The organism is Planococcus maitriensis, assembly GCF_003289925.1.
GTDB lineage: Bacteria > Bacillota > Bacilli > Bacillales_A > Planococcaceae > Planococcus > Planococcus maitriensis.
Map to the genome: position 1 here is coordinate 1,125,057 of NZ_QLZQ01000001.1, position 17,285 is coordinate 1,142,341.

Sequence of the window (17,285 nt, forward strand, 5' to 3'; positions counted from 1 at the left end):
TAGTGTATGGCGAATGATGTATGGGAAGGGAGAGTGAAGCATGAAAGAATGGTATTTTGAGTATGAAATCCAAGTCAACCGCCCGGGCCTGCTCGGGGACATTGCGTCGCTTCTCGGCATGCTGCGCGTCAATATCGTCACCATCAACGGCGTGGACCAGGGGCGTCGCGGCATGTTGCTGCGTGCAGAGCATGACGTGCAGATTGAACGCTTCGAACAGATCCTGTCGACGATCGAAACGATTGCGGTGACGAAATTCCGCGAACCGAAATTGCGGGACATTCTCGCCGTGCGGCATGGGCGTTATATCCAGCGTGATGCAGACGACCGGAAGACTTTCCGTTTCGTGCGGGATGAACTCGGGCTGCTCGTCGATTTCATGGCAGAAATCTTCAAGCAGGAAGGCCACAAGCTGGTCGGGCTTCGGGGCATGCCGCGTGTCGGGAAAACCGAGTCGATTGTCGCCGCAAGTGTCAGCGCAAACAAGAAATGGATTTTCCTGTCGTCCACGATGATCAAACAAACCGTCCGCAACCAATTGATGGGCGATGAACACAACGACAATAACATCTTTATCTTGGACGGCATCGTCACGCGACGTTCAGCCGATGAACGCCATCTTCAGCTCGTGCGGGAGATGATGCGCATGCCGACCATCAAAGTGGTTGAACATCCGGATAAATTTGTCGAACACTCCGAGTACAGCATCGACGATTTCGATTATATTATCGAATTGCGCCATCACCCGGAAGAAAAGATCACATATGAAGTATTGGAGAAAAACACGTTTATGGACAATAAAGACCAGATGGACATGTTCGGCGACGGTTTCAACTTTTAACCAGGCAGGTGATGACGATGGGACAATTGGGCACGAAGCTGAAACAGGCAAGGCTCGATCAAGGCTTAAGCTTAGGACAGCTTAATGAGCGGACGAAAATCCAAAAGCATCATTTGGAAGGCATCGAAACCGGGGATTATTCCTCAATCCCCGGCGGTTTTTATGTGCGTGCGTTCATCAAGCGCTATGCACAGGCAGTCGGCTTGGACGGCGATGCCCTGTTAAGGGAGCACAAAAGCGAATTGCCGGAAGATGAGCCGGGGACCGTCCCTGCTGAGCATTTGACGCGCAGGCCCGAAAAGAAAAAACGCAGCTCTGGACCTTTCGCAGAATCAATGCCGAAAGTGCTGGTGGCATTATTTATCGTTTTCATACTATTGGTTATTTGGTATTTCTATCTGCTCAGCACATCAGGGAATGATGTCCAGCTGGAAGAGGAAAGCGGCGATGTGGAATACGAAGCACCGCCTGAGCAACAACCGGATGAACAGCCGGAAGCGGCCGAGGAAGAAGCTCCCGCTGATGAACCGGAAGAACAACCGGAACCCCAAGAACCACAAGCACAATTGGAACTTGAAAGCGTAACGGGTGAAACGACGACTTATACGTTCTCAGGCCCGGCGGACAGGGAGCTTGCGTTTACGGCAAGCGGGGATTCCTGGCTGGCCGTCATGGACGATGACGGAGCTGAACTGTTGAGCCTCGCCCGCGTGTTCGAGGCCGGTGAGACGGAAGCCGTTGATGTATCTGATGAGACGAGCGTGTTCATGCGCATCGGGGATTACTCGATGCTTTCAATTGAGCTGAACGGTGAAACGGTTCCGTATGAACAAGAGCGAAAACCTCAAAATATCATCATCCGCTTTGATGATGCCGAATAGCCATCACCCGATGGCTATTTTTCTGCAAGGATTGAAAGGAGAAAAACAAATGAATATTCCAAACCAAATCACCATTTCCCGGATCTTGCTCATCCCGATCTTCATGGCTTTCATGCTCATCGATTTCGGGTGGGGAGACATGACGCTTCTGGGGGCAACGCTTCCGGTCGCGCATTTCATCGGGGCATTGATTTTCATTTTTGCATCCGCCACCGACTGGGTCGATGGCTATTATGCACGCAAATACAATTTAGTCACGACTTTCGGTAAATTCCTGGATCCTCTTGCCGATAAACTCCTCGTCTCTGCCGCATTGATCATTCTGGTCGAGCTCGGATTCGCGCCGGCATGGGTCGTCATCGTCATCATCAGCCGTGAATTCGCCGTAACAGGCTTGCGCTTGGTCCTGGCAGGCGAAGGAGAAGTCGTGGCAGCGGGCAATTTGGGCAAAATCAAGACGGTCACACAGCTGCTCGCGATCATCTCGCTCTTGCTTTACAATATGATCTTTGCGCTGATCGGCATTCCGTTCGGGGAAATCATGCTCTATATCGCATTGCTGTTCACTGTCTGGTCCGGTTGGGATTATTTCTACGCCAACCGCAAAGGGCTTATGGCATCCAAATAAGCGCCACACGAAAGGAAGACCGCTATGAACGCTGAAATTATCGCAGTGGGCTCAGAGCTCCTGCTCGGCCAGATCACCAATACCAATGCACGCTTCATTTCAGGGCATCTTGCTGAAATCGGGATCAATGTGTATTACCATACGGCTGTAGGCGACAATCCGGAGCGTTTGAAGGAAACGATCGCCATCGCGGAATCCCGTGCTGACTTGATCATCTTCTCCGGGGGGCTTGGGCCGACAAAAGATGATTTAACGAAACAGACCATCGCGAACCATCTAGGCACGACGCTTTCGATGGACGATTCGGCGATGGAATCGATTGCCGCGTTTTTCGAGCGCGCCGGCCGCCCGATGACCGACAATAACAAAAAGCAGGCGCTCGTTCTTGCAGGCAGTGAAGTACTTGTCAATGAGAACGGAATGGCGCCCGGAATGATGTATCAAGACGGCGATCATATGTATATGCTGCTGCCGGGGCCGCCGCATGAACTGGAGCCGATGTTCCAGTTCGAGGCGAAGCCTAAATTGGTGCGCATGCTCAATGAGGAAAACATCATTCTTTCACATGTGCTGCGGTTCTACGGAATCGGCGAAGCGGAACTCGAAGACCGCCTTCAGGATATTTTGGATAAGCAGACCAACCCGACGATTGCACCGCTCGCATCCGCGGGCGAAGTGACGCTGCGCATCACGGCGAAGACGGACACCACGGATGAGGCATGGAAATTGATCGACGGTGCAAAAGAAGAAATCCTGGAGCGTGTCGGCGATTATCTGTACGGCTACGATGATGATTCATTGGCATCGAAAGCCATCGACTTATTGAAACAGCAAGGCAAAACGATATCAGCAGCGGAAAGCTTGACGGCTGGCCTGTTCCAATCAGAACTCGCTTCCATCGCTGGGGCGAGCGCTGTCTTGAACGGAGGCGTCGTCACGTATAATGAACAAATGAAAATCCAGCAGCTTGGCATGGCACGGGAATTTTTCAAAGAACATTCCGTGGTCAGCGAGGAAACGGCTGAAGCGATGGCTTCGGCTGTCCGGGAGAAATTCAATACCGACATCAGCGTCAGCTTGACCGGGGCAGCGGGCCCCGACGCGCATGGCAAGGAACCGGCCGGTACAGTATGGATCGGCATTGCCAGCGGTGAAGGGACGAAAGCCTATCGCCTGCAGCTATCGGGCATGAGAAACACAAACCGCATCCGTGCGGTGAAATTGGCATTGTATTACTTGATACGGACACTGGCAGATGAAGACACGCGCAAAATTTAATTTTGCGTGTTTTTTCATGCCCATTTCAGGGGAATGATAGGATAGCGGGGATCAAATTCGGTAAACAATTATACGGACACGAATAAACGTTCGCTTTTTTCTTGTAAATTTCTCAATAAACTAGTATACTGAAATCAGTTAGAAAAATGTTTTTCACATAAGAGGAGGATTTCTTTTGAGCGATCGTAAAGCAGCGCTGGATATGGCGCTAAAACAAATAGAAAAGCAATTCGGTAAAGGTTCTGTCATGAAATTGGGTGAAAGCACAGGCCATAATGTCTCAACAGTATCAAGTGGGTCATTGTCCCTCGACATTGCACTCGGCATAGGCGGATATCCGCGCGGCCGTGTCATCGAGATCTACGGTCCGGAAAGTTCGGGTAAAACGACGGTTTCGCTTCACGCCATTGCAGAAGTCCAGGCTTCAGGCGGGACAGCCGCATTCATCGATGCGGAGCATGCCCTTGACCCGGTTTACGCGAAAGCGCTCGGCGTCAACTTGGATGAACTCTTGCTATCACAGCCGGATACAGGCGAGCAAGCACTTGAAATCGCCGAAGCGCTCGTGCGCAGCGGCGCAGTGGATATCGTTGTCATCGACTCCGTAGCGGCACTTGTGCCAAAAGCGGAAATCGAAGGCGAAATGGGCGACTCCCATGTCGGACTTCAAGCCCGTCTCATGTCACAGGCCCTCCGTAAGCTGTCAGGCGCCATCAACAAATCGAATACCATTGCTGTATTCATCAACCAAATCCGTGAAAAAGTCGGCGTCATGTTCGGTAACCCGGAAGTAACGCCGGGCGGCCGTGCATTGAAATTCTATTCGTCCGTGCGCCTTGAAGTACGCCGTGCCGAAGCGTTGAAATCAGGCAATGACATCATCGGTAACCGCACGAAGATCAAAATTGTCAAAAACAAAGTCGCTCCACCGTTCCGTACGGCAGAAGTCGACATCATGTATGGACAGGGCATCTCGCGCGAAGGTGAAATCGTCGACCTTGCAGCAGACCTTGACATCATCCAAAAAAGCGGTTCATGGTATTCCTATAACAACGAACGGGTTGGTCAAGGCCGTGAAAACGCCAAGCAGTTCATGCGTGAACATGAAGACATCCGCAATGAGATCGCAGGGAAAGTCCGTGAACATTACGGCATGTCTGCAGCATCGTATTCCGTTTCCGTTCCTAAAGATGAAAAGAAGGATGCAGAAGAATTCAACTTGCTTATCGACGAAGAGGAATAAGCTTCAGCTGAAACTTCATAAAAGACCTTGCCAAAAGACTGCGAAGCGGAATGCTTCGCAGTCTTTTTACAAGCACCGGCACCGGCTTGGCAGGGTTGACAGGGAATAGGTCCATCTATACAATTAAAATTGTATTATTTACTAATTTTTAAACGATTGATGAAACACAAAGAGTTATCGATTCATCCTTTGAAAATGTAAAAAATCAATAGCAAGAGGAGGTGTCCGAATGGGTATTACTGAGTTCATCTTCGCTTTGCTTGGTATCATCGTCGGTGTAGTTGTTGGGTATTTTGCATTGAAAAAGGCAAACGATTCCAAAATGGCTGGCGCCAAACATTCCGCAGAGCAAGTCATTGAAGATGCAAAACGGGAAGCGGAGGCGCTGAAAAAAGAAGCCTTGCTGGAAGCGAAAGACGAAAATCATAAATTGCGTACTGAAGCTGAATCTGAAATTCGAGAACGCCGATCGGAAATGCAGAAACATGAAAATCGGTTGTTGCAGAGAGAAGAAAATTTGGATCGCAAGGATGATGCATTAAACAAACGCGAGGCCGGCCTTGAACGCAAGGATCAGGCACTTGCCGAAAAACAACAGCATATTGAGCAGATGGAGAGCAAAGCTGAGAATTTGGTTCAGCAGCAACAAACCGAAATGGAACGGATTTCCTCTTTGACACGCGAAGAAGCGAAGAGCATCATTCTCGAACAAGTAGAGAACGAGCTGTCCACAGACATCGCGGTCATGGTGAAGGAATCGGAAGCCCGTGCCAAAGAAGAATCGGACAAAAAAGCGAAGAACATCTTGTCGCTGGCGATGCAGCGTTTTGCTGCAGACCATGTAGCGGAAACGACCGTTTCCGTGGTCAACTTGCCGAATGACGAGATGAAAGGGCGCATCATCGGGCGCGAAGGGCGCAATATCCGGACGCTTGAAACCTTGACCGGCATCGATTTGATCATCGATGATACGCCGGAAGCGGTCATTCTTTCCGGATTTGACCCGATCCGCCGTGAAACAGCGCGTCTGGCGCTTGAAAAATTAGTGTCGGACGGGCGCATCCACCCAGCGAGAATCGAGGAAATGGTCGAGAAGTCAAGACGTGAAGTCGATGAACAAATTCGTGAAATTGGTGAACAGACCACATTTGACGTAGGTGTACATAACTTGCATCCGGACTTGATCAAGATACTTGGCCGGCTCCGCTACCGTACAAGCTATGGCCAGAACGTATTGAAACACTCGGTTGAAGTGGCATTCCTGTCAGGCCTCATGGCAGCAGAGCTTGGGGAAGATGTGACCCTTGCAAGACGCGCAGGTCTCCTGCACGATATCGGCAAGGCCATCGACCATGAAGTTGAAGGCAGCCATGTGGAGATCGGTGTCGAGCTCGGCACGAAATACAAGGAACATCCGGTCGTCATCAACAGCATCGCCTCCCACCACGGGGACACGGAAGCGACTTCGGTCATTTCGGTCATTGTCGCAGCAGCGGATGCATTATCCGCGGCACGCCCGGGTGCCAGAAGCGAAACGCTGGAGAACTACATCCGCCGGCTTGAAAAGCTGGAAGAGATTTCAGAGTCTTATGAAGGTGTCGAGAAATCGTTCGCCATCCAGGCAGGCCGTGAAATCCGGATCATGGTTCGTCCGGAGCAGATCGATGATATGACTGCGCACCGCCTTGCACGCGACATCCGCAAGCGGATCGAGGAAGAGCTGGATTATCCAGGACATATCAAAGTGACGGTCATCCGCGAAACGCGTGCCGTTGAATACGCAAAATAAAAACGAAAAAGGCTTCGTTGAATATCCATTCAAAGAAGCCTTTTTCTTATGGGGAAAGGTGATTGCATGAAAATATTATTTATCGGGGACATTGTCGGATCGATCGGAAGAGAGGCACTGGAATCGTATTTGCCAAGGCTAAAGCGCAAGTATGCGCCGGATGTCGTCATCGCGAACGGCGAGAATGCCGCTGCAGGCCGCGGCATTACGAAGTCGATCTACCAGGACCTATTGTTCATGGGGGTCGACATGGTGACGATGGGCAACCATACATGGGACCAAAAAGAAATTTTTGATTTTATCGACGATGCGGATTATTTGATCCGCCCGGCGAATTTTTCAGAAGAAGCGCCTGGCCGCGGCATGGCGACGGTTACAAAGAACGGCAAAACCTTATCGGTTATCAATCTGCATGGCCGCGTGTTCCTTCCTGCCCATGACGACCCATTCAAGATGGCGGATGAATTGATCGAAGAAGCGAAGCAAGTCTCCCCGCTCGTCTTCGTCGATTTCCATGCGGAAGCGACAAGCGAGAAGATTGCGATGGGCTGGCATTTGGATGGCCGCGCTTCTGCAGTTGTCGGAACACATACGCACGTCCAGACTGCGGATGCGCGTGTATTGCCGGGCGGTACCGCCTATATTTCGGACGTCGGCATGACCGGGCCGTATGATGAAATCCTCGGCATGAAGAAAGATGCTGTGTTGTACCGTTTCAAGACGAACATGCCGGCGCGCTTTGAAGTGCCTAAATCGGGCCGTTCGGTCGTCAGCGGGTTTTTCACGGAGATTGACGACAATACCGGCAAAGCTCTGGGCTGCGAAAGAATCTATATCAATGAGGATTACCCTTTCCAGGCGTGATCCCGGTGTCGATTTAACGACAATTGGCCGGACAGCTTGTATCAAGCCCCATTCGTTCAGTATAATGGTATGAGGTGGGCGAATGGCTGGCTTAAGGCGAAATTCTTGTCGGGCTGAGCGGATTCACTGTACAATCGTAAGCGAAAGTGTTCTGACAGATAAAGAAAATCAAAATACAGCGTCTGATGCCGGCTCTCGGCACCGGACCAGGAAATGGGTGTCTACGGTAATGACTTATACAAAACAACAAATCGTCGATAAAGCGCGTGAAGTAGCGGACATGATCGCTGAAACAGAAGAAGTGGATTTCTTTAAGCGTGCGGAAGCACAGATCAATGAAAACCAGCAGATCCGCGAAAAAATCGCCAGCTTGAAAAGCCTTCAAAAACAAGCCGTCAATTTCCAGCATTACGGGAAAGAACGTGCGCTTGAATTGATCGAGAAGAAAATCCAGAAAATCGAAGATGAAATCGACGCTGTGCCGATCGTTCAGGAATTCAAGCAATCACAAAGCGATGTCAACTCGCTATTGCAGATGGTTTCTACGGCGATTGCCAATCAAGTGACGAACAACATCATCACGGATACCGGCGGCGACTTGCTGCGCGGCGAGACAGGATCCAAAGTAAGAAACGATGGCGGCGGAAGCTGCTCATAATCCACAGCGCAGGACAAATTGCGCAATGGTTTCATAGAAACTGAAAGAGCCCAGCTCTTTCAGTTTTTTCGTTTCTGCCGGCGAGTTTGTTATAATGGGGAAACGGACAATTGATTGAATGAGAGAGGGTAGACAATGGCACCGACACCAATGATCCAACAATATTTGCAAGTGAAATCAGAGTACCAGGATGCATTCCTGTTTTTCCGTTTGGGCGATTTTTATGAAATGTTCTACGACGACGCCATCAAGGCGTCCCAGTTGCTGGAAATCACATTGACGAGCCGTGGCGGCAACGGGGAAGACCGCATCCCGATGTGTGGGGTCCCGCATCATTCCGCGAAAAACTATATTGACCAGCTGATTCAAAAAGGCCATAAAGTCGCGGTATGCGAACAAGTGGAAGACCCCAAAACGACCAAAGGCGTAGTCAAACGCGAAGTGGTCCGCCTCATCACGCCTGGGACGCATACCGAAGGCAAGAGCGTCGATGCCAAGGCGAATAATTTCATTGCGGCAGCAGATGAAGTGGCAGGCGGTTTCGGTCTCGCATATTTGGACATCTCAACAGGCGAAGCAACCGCCACATACATAGCGGGCAACGAAAAAGCATTGCTCAACGAACTCCAGGCGCTGCATATCCGTGAACTGGTCGTCTCCGAGCAATTGCGCTTATTGCTCGCGGAAGAAGACCAGCAACTCATTTTATCGGTTGAGCATATGGAAGGCCCTTTTACGGCGGAGCCGGCCTTGTTCGCCGATTGCCCGAAAGAGCTCGAGATGTGCGGTAAGCGGCTGTTGGCCTACATCGCAGCGACCCAAAAGCAATCGCTCGGCCATATCCAGCCCTTCGCATTCCGTGAAAACACCCGCATCCTAGGCATCGATTATTACTCGAAACGCAATCTGGAGTTGATTGAATCCATTCGCGGAGGGGACAATAAAGGCACGTTATTATGGCTATTGGATGAAACGGTCACGGCCATGGGCAGCCGCAAATTAAAGCAATGGCTGCATCAGCCGCTTGCGGACCGCTTTGCAATCGAAGCACGGCAACAAATGGTCGAAGCTTTGATGGACCGCTATTTCGTGCGCGTGGAATTGCAGCAATTGTTGAAACAAGTGTATGACTTGGAGCGTTTGTCTGGCCGTGTGGCATTCGGCAGCGCGAGCGGGCGGGATTTGGCGCAGCTGCGCAATTCCTTGGAGAAGATTCCGGAACTCGTGCGTGAGCTTGCAGATTCAGGCCACGCCTCGCTCGAACAATTCAGCGCCGGTTTAGATCCTTGCCCGGAAGTGTGCGAGTTGCTGGCGGCGATCAGCGACAATCCGCCGCTATCCGCAAAAGAAGGCGGCACCATCCGCGACGGCTTCAACGCGCAATTGGATGAATACCGGGACGCTTCACGAAACGGCAAGGATTGGATTGCGGAACTCGAGCAAAAAGAACGGGCCAAAACCGGAATCCGATCGTTGAAGATCGGCTATAACCGGATTTTCGGCTATTATATTGAAATTTCAAAAGCCAATATGCACTTGGCGGACCTCGATCGGTACGAAAGAAAACAGACCTTGGCCAATGCGGAGCGCTATATTACGCCGGAATTGAAAGAAAAAGAAACCTTGATTCTAACGGCTGAAGAAAAGAGCCTGACACTGGAATACGAATTGTTCGTCAGCGTGCGCGAACAAGTGAAGGAATACATTTCGCGCATCCAGCAATTGGCTTCAAAAGTCAGCGCACTCGACGTCTATATCAGCTTTTCGGAAGTCGCGGAAAAATACCGCTTCACGAAACCGGCCTTTAACGACGGGCGAAAAATCTCGATCCGCGAAGGCCGCCATCCGGTCGTCGAGAAAATGCTCAATAAACAGCATTACGTACCGAATGACTGTGAACTTGGCGACGACGGCAATATGCTGCTGATCACTGGGCCGAATATGTCGGGGAAAAGCACTTATATGCGCCAAGTCGCCTTGACGATCGTCCTGGCACAAATCGGCAGCTACGTCCCGGCGGCTTCTGCGGAATTGCCGATCGTCGACCAGATCTTCACGCGCATCGGCGCAGCGGATGACCTCGTCTCCGGCCAAAGCACGTTCATGGTCGAGATGATGGAATCGCAATACGCCATCACCCATGCGACGGAACGCAGTTTGTTATTATTCGATGAAATCGGCCGCGGGACATCCACTTATGACGGCATGGCGCTGGCACAGTCGATGATTGAATACATCCATGAACAGATCGGCGCCAATACCTTGTTCTCAACGCATTACCACGAATTGACGGCTTTGGAAGAAACTTTGCCAAAGCTGAGAAATGTCCATGTCTCGGCAATGGAGCAATCCGGAAAAGTCGTATTTTTGCATAAAGTGAAACGAGGGCCGGCCGATAAGAGCTACGGCGTCCACGTAGCGGAACTTGCCAATTTGCCGGAAGCGATTTTGCGCCGCGCGCGCGAATTATTGCTTAGTTTCGAGGCAGATAACCACAAAACGCAGCAGCAGGCAGAACAATTATCGTTTTTTGATGAACGGGATACGGTGAATGAAGAAGTGCTGCAAACCATCAAAGATGCGTCGATTTCACGCATGACGCCGCTCGAAGCATTGCAGCTGATCAACGACTTGCAGGAGAAAATAAGCGGAGGAGGCTGATCCCATGGGCAAAATCCGGTTGATGGACGAACCGCTGTCGAATAAAATCGCGGCGGGGGAAGTCGTCGAACGGCCGACTTCCGTCGTCAAGGAATTGGTGGAAAATGCGATCGATGCCGGCAGCACGGCTATTGAAGTGCTCTTGCAGGAAGCAGGGCTGACATCGATACAAATTATCGACAACGGGGCGGGCATGGACGAAGAAGACGCGTTATTGTCTTTTTCAAGACATGCCACGAGCAAAATCGAGAATGAACATGATCTGTTCCGCATCCGCACGCTCGGCTTCCGTGGGGAAGCACTCGCCAGTATCGCCTCCGTCTCGAAAGTAGTGTTGCAGACATCCGACGGAACGACAGGGACCCACCTGGAGATTGAAGGCGGCCGGCCCACAGAACAGCGTGCAGGGGCCTTGCGGCAAGGGACGGATATCCGCATCGGCCAGTTGTTTTTCAATACGCCGGCAAGATTAAAATACATGAAAACCTTGCAGACAGAACTCGGGCATACAATTGATTTGATGAACCGATTCGCGCTCAGTTATCCACGTATTTCATTCCGCTTGGTCCATGACGGCAAGCAATTACTGCAGACAGCGGGAAGCGGCGATATCCGCCGTGTGCTGGCGGATATTTACGGAGTGGCCATCGCCAAGAAAATGATCGCGTTTGAAGGCGAGTCGCCTGATTATCAAATTGAAGGCTTTGCTTCACTTCCTGAAATTACGCGTGCCAATAAAAATTACATCTCGCTGTTCGTCAATGGCCGTTGGGTCAAGCATTACGCCATCGCCAATACGGTGCATAAGGCATATCATACATTCCTGCCACTGGAGCGCCAGCCGATTGTCGTCTTGAACATTAAAGGGGACCCGTATTTGACCGATGTCAACGTGCATCCTTCCAAGCAGCAGATCCGGCTGAGCAAAGAAAAGGAATTGCTGGAACTTGTCCATGACACGATACGCAGGGCCATCCAGACCGCCGTTCGCGCACCGGTCATCGAGAAGCCGAAACCGGCCAAGCAGGCGCCCAGCCGGCAATTGGATTTGTGGAAGCGCCCTGTTGAAGAAACGGTGCGCCGTCAACCGGAACCCCTGTCATCGATGGATTGGAAACAGGACAAACTGCAAGAACGGGTTGAGGATTTCAAGCTGGAGCCAAGGCTTGAACCGGTCATTGAACCGGCGTATGAGCCGGTAGAAGACGTGCAAGGGCCATTCGATGAGCCCGAAAGCCGTCAAGCGATTGACGACGGTCCGCAATTTCCGGAACTGGAAGTGGTCGGCCAAATCCACGGGACTTACATTGTGGCACAAAGCTCGGACGGCTTTTATTTGATTGATCAACATGCAGCTCAAGAGCGCATCAAGTATGAGTTTTTTCGTGAAAAAGTCGGCGAGACTGACTCGAACGAACGCCAGTCGCTGCTTTTGCCGTTAACCTTCCATTACAGCCGCGATGAGGCGTTGCATTTGAAAGAGCATTTGGATGCCCTGGAAGAAAGCGGCGTGTTTCTTGAGGAATTCGGCGATACGACGTTCATTGTCAGGGAATACCCGACCTGGTTCCCGAAAGGCTTTGAACAGGAAGTCATTGAGGACTTGATTGAGCAAGTGCTGGCCGAGCGCAAAGTCGATATCAAGAAATTGCGTGAAGATGCGGCGATCATGATGAGCTGCAAACGTTCGATCAAAGCGAACCACTTTCTGCAAAAGCATGACATGGAACGTTTATTGGCTGATTTGAAAAATGCGGAACAGCCATTCACTTGCCCCCACGGGCGCCCGGTCATCATCCATTTCAAAACCTACGATATCGAAAAAATGTTCAAGCGCGTGATGAATTGAGTACTGCGCTTATCGGTGCGCGCTCAAGGGAATAGTAGAAGATGTTTCATCATATCATTACCGGAAGGATGTGGATCGATGGAAATGACAAGTTCATTCGTTCGTGTATCGGATAACCACGAACTTTACTGCAGCGTGCATAGGGCTGAGAATCCGAAAGGCCATGTACACATTATCCATGGCATGGCGGAACATAGCGGCCGCTACAAGGATTTCATCCAGGCACTGAACGCCCAAGGATTTACCGTGTCGGCACATGACCAAAGAGGCCATGGCAAAACGGCAGAGCATAATGGGCCAATTGGCTATTTAGCGGAAACCGAGGGCTTCTTGCGTGTTGTCGAAGATGCGCACGAAGTCATTCGAAATGTCCAAAGGGAAATCGGCGAGTTGCCGTTCACGCTTGTTGGACATTCGATGGGATCTTTTGTCGCGCGGCGGTATCTTCAGCTTCATGGAGATGAAGTGGATTGCGCTGTGCTGTCAGGCACCGGCGGACATCCCGGTTTTTCTTTATCTGCGGGCATCGCGACAGCGAAGAGTTTCAGCAGGCTCGAAGGGAAGACGGCAACCAACCCGATTCTCGGGAAATTGATCTTCGGCAGTTACAATAAAGATTTTCTTGATGAAAAATCCAAGTTTTCCTGGTTGAGCCGAAAAAGTGAAGCGGTGGCACAATATGAAGCGGATTCGTGGTGCGGATTTGAAATGGCGAACCAATTCTATGTCGACTTGTTTGAAGGGTTGGATATCATTCATCGCATGGACGAGGTCAGGCGAATCCCCAAAAGCCTACCGGTCCTGTTTATCAGCGGATCGATGGACCCGGTCGGCGCGAAAGGGGACGGTGTGTTTGAAGCCGCTAGCCAATTCAGCCAGGCCGGCTTAGAGACCGTGAAAGTTTACCTGGCAGAAGAAGGGCGCCACGAAGTGTTGCACGAGTTGCACGCCGAGACGTATCAGCAAGTCATCATCGATTGGATAAATGACCATGGTTGAAGTGATTGCCATTGTCGGGCCGACTGCTTCCGGAAAGACCGCCCTCAGCATCGAACTCGCCAAGCGGTTTGAAGGGGAGATCATCAACGGGGATTCGATGCAGGTCTATCGGGGAATGGATATCGGAACAGCAAAAATCAGTCCGGCGGAAATGGGCGGCATTCCGCATCACCTGCTCGACATCCGGGACCCGGACGAATCGTTTTCAGTTGCCGAATACCAATCGCTGGTCCGTGAAAAAATCGACGAAATCCAACAGCGCGACAAGCTTCCGATCATCGTCGGCGGGACGGGGCTATACGTCCAGTCGGTCCTGTTCGATTACCGTTTCTCCAAGCAGCAAGTTGATGAAGAACTCAGGGATTCGCTGCATGCCGAGCTCGATCGCTTAGGGCCTGAGGCCATGCACAGCAAGTTGATGGGGCTGGATCCGGATATCGACATCCATCCGAACAATACGCGGCGTGTCCTGCGTGCGTTGGAGATTTTATTGAGCGGCGAGGAAAAAGAGGATGGCAGCCTGGCACAAACGCCGATGTACGATGAATTGATCATCGGCCTCGATGTGCCGCGTGCTGAATTGTATAAGCGCATAGACGGCCGCGTCGACCGGATGGTGGAAGCGGGCTTGCTGGAGGAAGTCAGGCGTTTGTACGACAGTGGGTTGCGCGATGCACAATCGATCAAAGCGATCGGCTATAAGGAATTGTATGGTTATTTCGACGGCCACGATACATTGGGAGAGGCGATTGTGAAACTGAAACGCAACTCCAGAAAGTATGCAAAACGCCAATTTACATATTTCCGTAATAAGATGCCGATTCTTTGGCTGGATGCTACAGCGGACCCGGAAAACAATTTGGAAGAAATTATGCGCTTCTGGCAGGAAAACGACCGGAATCGTCGAATTGAACAGATGGCCAAAACTATACGCTAGAGAAACAGGGGGAGTTCCATGAAACCGGTTAATATCCAAGATGTCTATTTAAACCAGCTGCGTAAAAACAATATTTTCGTTACAGTGTTTTTGCTGAATGGGTTCCAATTGAAAGGAACCATCAAATCCTATGATAATTTCACGGTGCTGGTGGAAACGGAAGGCAAACAGCAATTGATCTACAAACATGCCATCTCTACTTTTTCGCCTTCAAAACCCGTATCGATCGAGCACCAGGAATAAATAGCGCAACAGCGCAAATAAACAATGGGAGGAATAGCGGATGAAATCGATCAGCACAGATGAACTGAACCAGAAAGTGGATGCCGGGGACGAACTTCACATCATTGACGTTCGTGAAAAAGATGAAGTGGCTGCCGGCATGATCCCGGGAGCACGGCACATCCCGCTCGGTGAATTGCCGGAGCGCACAGGGGAGCTGGATTCCTCAAAAGAGTATTACGTCGTTTGCCAAGCAGGCGGCCGCAGCGCGAAAGCTGCAGAATACTTGGAGTCGAATGGATTCCATTCAGTCAATGTCGATGGCGGCATGTCGTCATGGCGCGGCGTCACAGTTTACGGATGAGAAAAAGCCGATCGGCAATTGCCGGTCGGCTTTTATGTTGTGGTGAGTATTTTTCGTGTCGGCAATTTCCACTTATACGTATAGGATAAGATCCTCAATAGTGTAATGGCCAAAAACAAGGCATAAAGCATGAAATCGGTCCTGATCACATCAAAGCTGATCAATAATCCCGCAATCGCCGCCCAGACGGCATATATTTCCGCTTTCAACACCAAAGGCTTTCTCCCGGCTAGGAGGTCCCGTACCATGCCGCCGCCTGACCCCGTAAGCACTGCAGCCACAACCGCCGCATAGACTGGCAACCCCAGTTCGACCGCAAATAAAGCGCCTTGCACCGCGAATGCAGACAAGCCGATCGCATCGAAGAAATGGCCCCAGCGATTCCAGTGGCCGAGTGTTTTATGCGGAAACAGGAAAACGATGGTGATGGAGATGAGCGCCAATTGGAACATGAATTCCTGCTCCCATAAAGCGGAGACGGGAACCCCGATCAATAGGTTTCGGATGGCCCCTCCGCCGAACGCGGTTACGACGCCAAGCAGGTAGACGCCGAAAATATCGTATTCCTCTTCCATGGCGATGATTGCGCCGGATATTGCAAAAGCAATGGTCCCGATGGCGCTTAATACTTCCCAAGCCATTATGCGACGCCCTCCTTAACTTCAACAACTCTATGAATTGTAGCAGAATTGGAGACATTTTCAAATAGCATGACGAGTAAATAACCACCAAAGAGAAATGGAGATTTTTTATGTATACTACGATAAAAAAAACAGAAGACCTGATCCGCCCGCAATTGGAGGCTGCAGATTACATAGCCCTGCATAACCAGCAGAAAGTGCTCGAAGCGTTCCATCGCCAAAAAGTAAGCGATCATCATTTCCACCCTTCAACAGGCTATGGATATGACGATGAAGGAAGGGATACATTGGAACGTGTCTATGCCGACGTGTTCAGAGCGGAAGCGGCACTTGTCCGCCCGCAGATCATTTCAGGCACCCATGCCATCACCATTTCCTTGTTCGGCATCTTGCGGCCAGGCGATGAACTGCTGTATATCACTGGCCAGCCTTATGATACGCTCGCTTCCATCGTATCAGGTGGAGATAAGGATACAGGTTCGCTGAAGGATTTCGATATTTCCTACCGGCACGTGGACCTGGATGGTCAGCATCAAGTGGATTGGCAGGAGGTCGGACGCGCTGTAACCGGCAATACCAAAATGATTGCGATTCAACGTTCGAGAGGTTATGACAACCGGCCGTCTTTCACCATCCGTGAAATCAAGGATATGGTTGGAAAAATCCGGGAAATCAAGCCGGATGCCATCATATTCGTCGATAACTGCTATGGCGAGTTTGTGGAAACCGAAGAACCGGTCGAAGCAGGCGCAGATCTCATAGCCGGTTCATTGATCAAGAATCCGGGAGGGGGCCTTGCCAAAATCGGCGGGTACATCGCTGGAAAAAGCGCTTTTGTTGAAAAATGCGCTTACCGGATGACCTCTCCGGGTATAGGAGGGGAGGCTGGAGCTTCTCTCAATGCGCTCCCTGATATGTATCAAGGATTTTTCATGGCTCCGCATATCGTGTCCCAAGCTTTGAAAGGCGCGATTTTCACTGCAGCATTATTGGAAACGGCTGGCATGGCGACCAGCCCTCATTACAGTGCAGCGCGGACAGACTTAATCCAATCGGTCTCATTCCGGACGGCAGAACAGATGATAGCATTTTGCCGTGCAATCCAAGCATATTCACCGGTCAATGCACAATTTTTGCCGGAACCAGCTTATATGCCGGGGTATGAAGATGATGTCATCATGGCAGCCGGCACGTTTGTCCAGGGCGCAAGCATCGAATTGACGGCAGATGGGCCGATACGGGCGCCGTTTACGGCATTCGTCCAGGGCGGTTTAACATACGAGCATGTAAAGATAGCAGTCGTTAACGCGATGCGTGCTTTAGAGAAGGGTCAATTGCTTTAGGAAAAATAAAAGGTTTCAGAATTCGTGTCAGAAAATATAACATTGGTTTGACAATTAACCTGACATGTAATAAACTGAAAGTGTAGT

General features: G+C 50.8%; 16 protein-coding genes. 15 read left to right on the forward strand and 1 reads right to left on the reverse strand.

What is annotated here, in order from left to right; genetic code table 11:
- Positions 1-40: 40 nt before the first annotated feature.
- From DP119_RS05420 to DP119_RS05485, 14 genes are all read left to right on the forward strand, one after another.
- Positions 41-841 carry a YmfK family protein gene (locus DP119_RS05420; protein WP_058380490.1) on the forward strand — a complete coding sequence of 267 codons (801 nt, stop codon included), beginning with the start codon at positions 41-43 and terminating at the stop codon, positions 839-841.
- Between the two features lie 17 nt (positions 842-858).
- Positions 859-1,722, forward strand: coding sequence for a helix-turn-helix domain-containing protein (locus DP119_RS05425; protein ID WP_112231537.1), 864 nt, complete (start codon positions 859-861; stop codon positions 1,720-1,722).
- A 49-nt stretch (positions 1,723-1,771) separates the two neighbouring features.
- Entirely contained in the window at positions 1,772-2,350 is a 579-nt protein-coding gene (gene pgsA, locus DP119_RS05430; protein ID WP_112231539.1) for a CDP-diacylglycerol--glycerol-3-phosphate 3-phosphatidyltransferase, read from the forward strand.
- A gap of 24 nt (positions 2,351-2,374) precedes the next feature.
- On the forward strand, positions 2,375-3,628 hold the full coding sequence (locus tag DP119_RS05435; protein WP_112231540.1) for a competence/damage-inducible protein A: 1,254 nt from the start codon (positions 2,375-2,377) through the stop codon (positions 3,626-3,628).
- A 175-nt stretch (positions 3,629-3,803) separates the two neighbouring features.
- The gene (gene recA / locus DP119_RS05440; protein WP_112231542.1) at positions 3,804-4,871 is read left to right on the forward strand and encodes a recombinase RecA; all 1,068 of its coding nucleotides are present in this window, start codon (positions 3,804-3,806) and stop codon (positions 4,869-4,871) included.
- 229 nt (positions 4,872-5,100) lie between these two features.
- Positions 5,101-6,660, forward strand: coding sequence for a ribonuclease Y (gene rny / locus DP119_RS05445; RefSeq protein ID WP_068869359.1), 1,560 nt, complete (start codon positions 5,101-5,103; stop codon positions 6,658-6,660).
- Between the two features lie 66 nt (positions 6,661-6,726).
- On the forward strand, positions 6,727-7,524 hold the full coding sequence (locus DP119_RS05450; RefSeq protein WP_112231956.1) for a TIGR00282 family metallophosphoesterase: 798 nt from the start codon (positions 6,727-6,729) through the stop codon (positions 7,522-7,524).
- Between the two features lie 229 nt (positions 7,525-7,753).
- A complete protein-coding gene (locus tag DP119_RS05455) occupies positions 7,754-8,182 on the forward strand; it encodes a YlbF/YmcA family competence regulator (RefSeq protein WP_058380497.1) in 429 nt (142 codons plus the stop codon).
- Positions 8,183-8,317: 135 nt separating this feature from the next.
- The gene (gene mutS / locus DP119_RS05460) at positions 8,318-10,843 is read left to right on the forward strand and encodes a DNA mismatch repair protein MutS (RefSeq protein ID WP_112231544.1); all 2,526 of its coding nucleotides are present in this window, start codon (positions 8,318-8,320) and stop codon (positions 10,841-10,843) included.
- Positions 10,844-10,847: 4 nt separating this feature from the next.
- Complete coding sequence (mutL, locus tag DP119_RS05465) at positions 10,848-12,692, forward strand: DNA mismatch repair endonuclease MutL (RefSeq protein WP_112231546.1); 1,845 nt, start codon at positions 10,848-10,850, stop codon at positions 12,690-12,692.
- Positions 12,693-12,770: 78 nt separating this feature from the next.
- Positions 12,771-13,691 (forward strand): alpha/beta fold hydrolase, encoded by a 921-nt coding sequence (locus DP119_RS05470; protein WP_112231548.1) that lies wholly within the window; start codon positions 12,771-12,773, stop codon positions 13,689-13,691.
- Positions 13,684-14,628 carry a tRNA (adenosine(37)-N6)-dimethylallyltransferase MiaA gene (gene miaA, locus DP119_RS05475; protein ID WP_112231551.1) on the forward strand — a complete coding sequence of 315 codons (945 nt, stop codon included), beginning with the start codon at positions 13,684-13,686 and terminating at the stop codon, positions 14,626-14,628. Before DP119_RS05470 ends, miaA begins: the two co-directional genes overlap by 8 nt.
- Before the next feature lie 18 nt (positions 14,629-14,646).
- A complete protein-coding gene (gene hfq, locus DP119_RS05480; protein ID WP_112231553.1) occupies positions 14,647-14,871 on the forward strand; it encodes an RNA chaperone Hfq in 225 nt (74 codons plus the stop codon).
- A gap of 40 nt (positions 14,872-14,911) precedes the next feature.
- Positions 14,912-15,214, forward strand: coding sequence for a rhodanese-like domain-containing protein (locus DP119_RS05485; protein ID WP_112231555.1), 303 nt, complete (start codon positions 14,912-14,914; stop codon positions 15,212-15,214).
- Positions 15,215-15,246: 32 nt separating this feature from the next.
- Here DP119_RS05485 and DP119_RS05490 read toward each other — a convergent pair whose 3' ends face one another.
- Positions 15,247-15,855 (reverse strand): trimeric intracellular cation channel family protein, encoded by a 609-nt coding sequence (locus tag DP119_RS05490; protein WP_112231557.1) that lies wholly within the window; start codon positions 15,853-15,855, stop codon positions 15,247-15,249.
- A 110-nt stretch (positions 15,856-15,965) separates the two neighbouring features.
- On the opposite strand from DP119_RS05490, the gene DP119_RS05495 reads away from it, so the two are divergent.
- Complete coding sequence (locus tag DP119_RS05495; RefSeq protein ID WP_112231559.1) at positions 15,966-17,198, forward strand: methionine gamma-lyase family protein; 1,233 nt, start codon at positions 15,966-15,968, stop codon at positions 17,196-17,198.
- Positions 17,199-17,285: the final 87 nt, after the last annotated feature.